General features: G+C 74.2%; 2 protein-coding genes, 1 tRNA gene and 1 pseudogene. 2 read left to right on the top strand and 2 right to left on the bottom strand.

Translation table 11 applies throughout. The features are described 5' to 3' along the window. Positions 1–427 (top strand): annotated as a pseudogene (locus RH94_RS45490) (DEAD/DEAH box helicase); the annotation flags it as partial. A gap of 329 nt (positions 428–756) precedes the next feature. Next, positions 757–829: transfer RNA gene (locus tag RH94_RS33925), tRNA-Lys, on the top strand. 89 nt (positions 830–918) lie between these two features. On the opposite strand, the gene RH94_RS40095 is transcribed toward RH94_RS33925, so the two are convergent. Continuing rightward, the gene (locus RH94_RS40095; RefSeq protein WP_234426231.1) at positions 919–1,203 is read right to left on the bottom strand and encodes a hypothetical protein; all 285 of its coding nucleotides are present in this window, start codon (positions 1,201–1,203) and stop codon (positions 919–921) included. Between the two features lie 157 nt (positions 1,204–1,360). Beyond that, on the bottom strand, positions 1,361–3,277 hold the full coding sequence (locus tag RH94_RS33920; protein ID WP_073952160.1) for a hypothetical protein: 1,917 nt from the start codon (positions 3,275–3,277) through the stop codon (positions 1,361–1,363). Positions 3,278–3,624: the final 347 nt, after the last annotated feature.

The raw sequence follows: 3,624 nt of genomic DNA, 5'->3' as shown, positions 1-3,624 counted from the left end.
CCGGGGCGACCGTGGCGGCTTCCGCCGGGACGACCGGGGCGACCGCGGCGGCCGTACGTTCGACCGTGACCGTGACCGCGGCTACGAGCGCCGTGACCACGACCGTGGCTTCCGCCGTGACGACCGTGACCGCGGTGGCCGTTCCTACGAGCGGCGTGACGACCGCGGCGGCTTCGACCGGGACCGCGACCGGGGCGACCGTGGCGGCTTCCGCCGGGACGACCGGGGCGACCGCGGCGGCTTCCGCCGCGACGAGCGGGGCGGGCACCGCGGCAGCGACCGCCCGTTCAACCGTGACCGCCAGGGCGACCGCCCCGGCTTCCGCTCCGGCGGCCACGAGCGCCCGTACGGCCGCCGTGACGACCACCGCGGCGGTGGTTCCTTCGGCCGCCGCGAGGACAAGCCGCGCTGGAAGCGCAACGGCTGACGCCGGGTGAGGTGACCTGCGAAGGGCCCGTACGACCGCTGTCGTACGGGCCCTTCGCTTTTTCAACCACCCTGACATCACCGGTGACGGCAGGAACGGCCTGGTCGCTCGGGACACCAAGGGCAACCTGTACCGCCACAACGGCGACGGCAAGGGCTCCTTCGGCGGACGCACGAAGATCGCGACCGGCTGGAAGGGATACAAGGGGATCTTCTGACCGGAACCCCTCCTGGCCATGGGCGATCACGCGACATTTCCGGTCGGCCTCCCCGGATACCCGATCGGAGACGGGGCCCGATCCCGCTATGCTCGGGTAGGCAACATCGCCCGGGCCCTTAGCTCAATTGGCAGAGCAGTGGACTTTTAATCCATTGGTTGTGGGTTCGAGTCCCACAGGGCCTACGGCCGTGGGGGAGGGGGTACCCCCTCTGACCTGCTACGCAGCGCCCGGGTCGGCTTCGGTCGGCTCGGGCGCTGCGTCGTTTCCACGCTCATGCGTGAGCGGACGTGCCTGCGGCCTGCGTATTTTCTGCGGTTCGGGCGGACTGGTCGGCATCTGCCGGACGAAACCGGGAGACCAGCTTGGTGGCCTTCTCGGCGATCGCACGATCCAGCGCGAGCAGCGGGCTCGTGCAGGTGTCCGAGGTCAGCGTGATCGTGGAGTGGCGCAGGGTCTCCTTCGCCGTAGTGGATGTCGCCCCCCTCCGTGCGTGAGGCTGTCGTGCCGGGACGGTCGCGTCCATGCGGCGGTACGCGATGGTCGCGATGCGCAGCATGCCGGCCCCGGTCGGACCCGGCGCGCGTCGGTCGCGACAGCATTGCGCCTGTGAGGCCGGTGGGCGCTGCGCGCTCAGCCGGCGCGACGGGCACGTCATCGCCCACAGCCGCGCCGTCCCGGCCGCCTTGCCCGGACGGCTCGCCGCCCCCGCCCGCTCAGTTCCGCCGCAACACCCGGTTCAGCCCCGTCGCCACTGTCGTGGCGAGCAGCCACCCGGCGGCGATCAGGGCGACGACGGCCCAGCGCAGGGCGCCGTGCGGGGCGTACGCGGTCTGCTGGCCGAAGTCGACGACGGGGATCAGCACGTCGAGGGTGTAGATGGCCGGCTGGAACCCCGGGGGCGTGCCGTCGCCGGACGGGGCGGGTGGGTCGGCGGCGAAGAGGGCGGTGCCCGCGGCGAAGAGGGCCGCCAGCAGCCAGACCGCACGCTGAGGCCGGTACCCGTAGCCCACGGTGGCGTCCTGCAGCAGGCTCCAGGCGCGGGACGGGCGGGAGAGAGTGCGGCGGAGCCTGCGCTGGCGGGCGAGGAGGACGGTGCGGGCGTCGGCGTCCCGGCCGTGGTGCCGGTAGTGCGCGCCCAGTTGCTCGTAGGGCTGCGGGACGAAGCCGTCCGGGTCGCGGTCGAGCCAGGGCAGGCGGTCGCGGGCGGGGAGGACCGGCTGGACGCCGTCGTAGCGGAAACCGTCGAGGACGAGGGCCCGGGGCCAGGTCGCCGGATCGTCGCGGAGCACGCCCACGCGGCTGTGGCTGAGGTCGACGATTCCCTCCGGGGCCTCGCCGAAGCTCAGCACCAACTCGGCGGCGGTGGACCGGCGACAGGTGAGGGCCCGCTTCCCGGCGCGGGCGTCGATGCGCGCGCCCCGGAAACAGAGCCGGGCGCGGACCGTGACGCCGCCGACGGCCACCCGGCCGTGCGCGGTGAACCCGTTGCAGCAGTTGAGCTCGGCGCCCACCTCGGCCCCGTGGGCCCGTAGCGCGGTGTCCGTGGTGTCCTCGCCGGCCGGGGCGGTGAGATCGGCGCCCTCGAAGAGGATCGAGCCGCCGATCCGCGCGTCGCAGAGGTCGACGGTGCCGCGGGAGACGAAGCCGCCGCGGAAGTTCAGGTTGCCGCCGACATGCAGCCGGTCGGCCTTGAGGGCGTCGCCGCGCGGGTTGTCCAGCAGGGCCCGCTTCAGGGTGACGGTGCCGCGCACCGAGCTGTCGCGCAGTTCGAGGCAGCCGCGCACGGTGAGCCCGCGGCCGGCCTGGATGTCGCCGCCGACGGTCGCGCAGAGGAGTTGCAGCGCGGGTTCGCCGCGTCTCTGGCCGGTGCCGGTGAGGGTGGCGTCCTCCAGGTGCACGGAGCCGCCGATCGAAGCGCCGTAGAGGTTGATGGGCCCCTCGGAGGTGAAGCCCCGGTCGAGGTGGAGGCCGCCGTCCACGTGGAGTTCGGGTGCCTGGAGGTGGACGCCGGGGCCGCGGAGGCGGGCACCGCGGAAGCCGACGGTGTTGCGGACCTGGGAACTGCTGAGGTGGACCGGGCCGGTGCAGGTGGTGCCGTCGGCGGAGAAGTCCTCCCCCACGGAGAGGGATTCGGCGTCCAGCGCTGGGCTGTCCACCGGCGCGGTGAGCACGGAGCGGTCGAGGGCGAGTCCGGCGCCGACGGTCGAGGAGCGCAGGGTGACGGTGCCATCGATCCGGCAGTCGAGGAGCGCGCACTCGCGGTCGAACCGGGCCCCGACCGCGCTGAGCCCGGGAAGGTCGCAGTCGCGCAGCTCCAGGGCGCCGAAGCGTGCGCCGTCGAGCCGGGGCGCCTCGTCCAGTACGCAGCGGTGGAGCCGTACCGCGCACACGATGTCGGCTTCGGTGAGGTCCAGCGTGCCGGTGACGCGGGCGCTGCGCAGCCGGAGCCGGGCCAGGTGCCCGGGGACCGGCGGCGGGGGCGCGAGCAGCACCCGGCGCAGTACCGCCGCGTGCACCTCGGGCACGTCGTCGCACCACTCGCCGCGCCGGTACGCCTCCCAGACCCGGAGCGCGTGCGGTCCCCAGCCGTCCGGTGCGTCCCCGTCCGGCGGATGCCCATCCGTCGTCATGAGCCCCTCCCCCCGCCCCGTACGGCCTTCCCCGACCGCGGAGCACCGCATGGCTACCCATGGGACGGCCGGCCAAGCAGAGAGGGCAGCAAGAGAGTTGAAGGCGGACGGGAGGGTGGCGCCGACAACCGGCCTCCCGAGACCGACGAAACAGAGCGGGGCACGGGGATACGGGCGGAGCTCCCGCCCCGCCCGGCCGCCGGGAGGAGCCGTCGGAAAGACCGGTGCAGTCGGCCCGTCGGCCCACCGGCCAGCCGATCCGCCGCCTCGCCGACCCGGGGCACTCGCCGGTGTCCGCCGCGCGCGTGGCGAACGGCAGGACCAGCCGGGACGGGCTGCTCGCGTCT

Source organism: Streptomyces kebangsaanensis (assembly GCF_001906585.1).
In the GTDB taxonomy this organism is placed as follows: Bacteria; Actinomycetota; Actinomycetes; order Streptomycetales; family Streptomycetaceae; genus Streptomyces; species Streptomyces kebangsaanensis.
The sequence above is the reverse complement of the archived record's forward strand: the minus strand, read 5'-3'. Positions and strand labels throughout refer to the sequence as shown.

Coding starts and splice junctions, on each gene's coding strand:
- RH94_RS40095 (WP_234426231.1), bottom strand. CDS start 1,203: ATGCTGCGCATCGCGACCATCGCGTACCGCCGCATGGACGCGACCGTC.
- RH94_RS33920 (WP_073952160.1), bottom strand. CDS start 3,277: ATGACGACGGATGGGCATCCGCCGGACGGGGACGCACCGGACGGCTGG.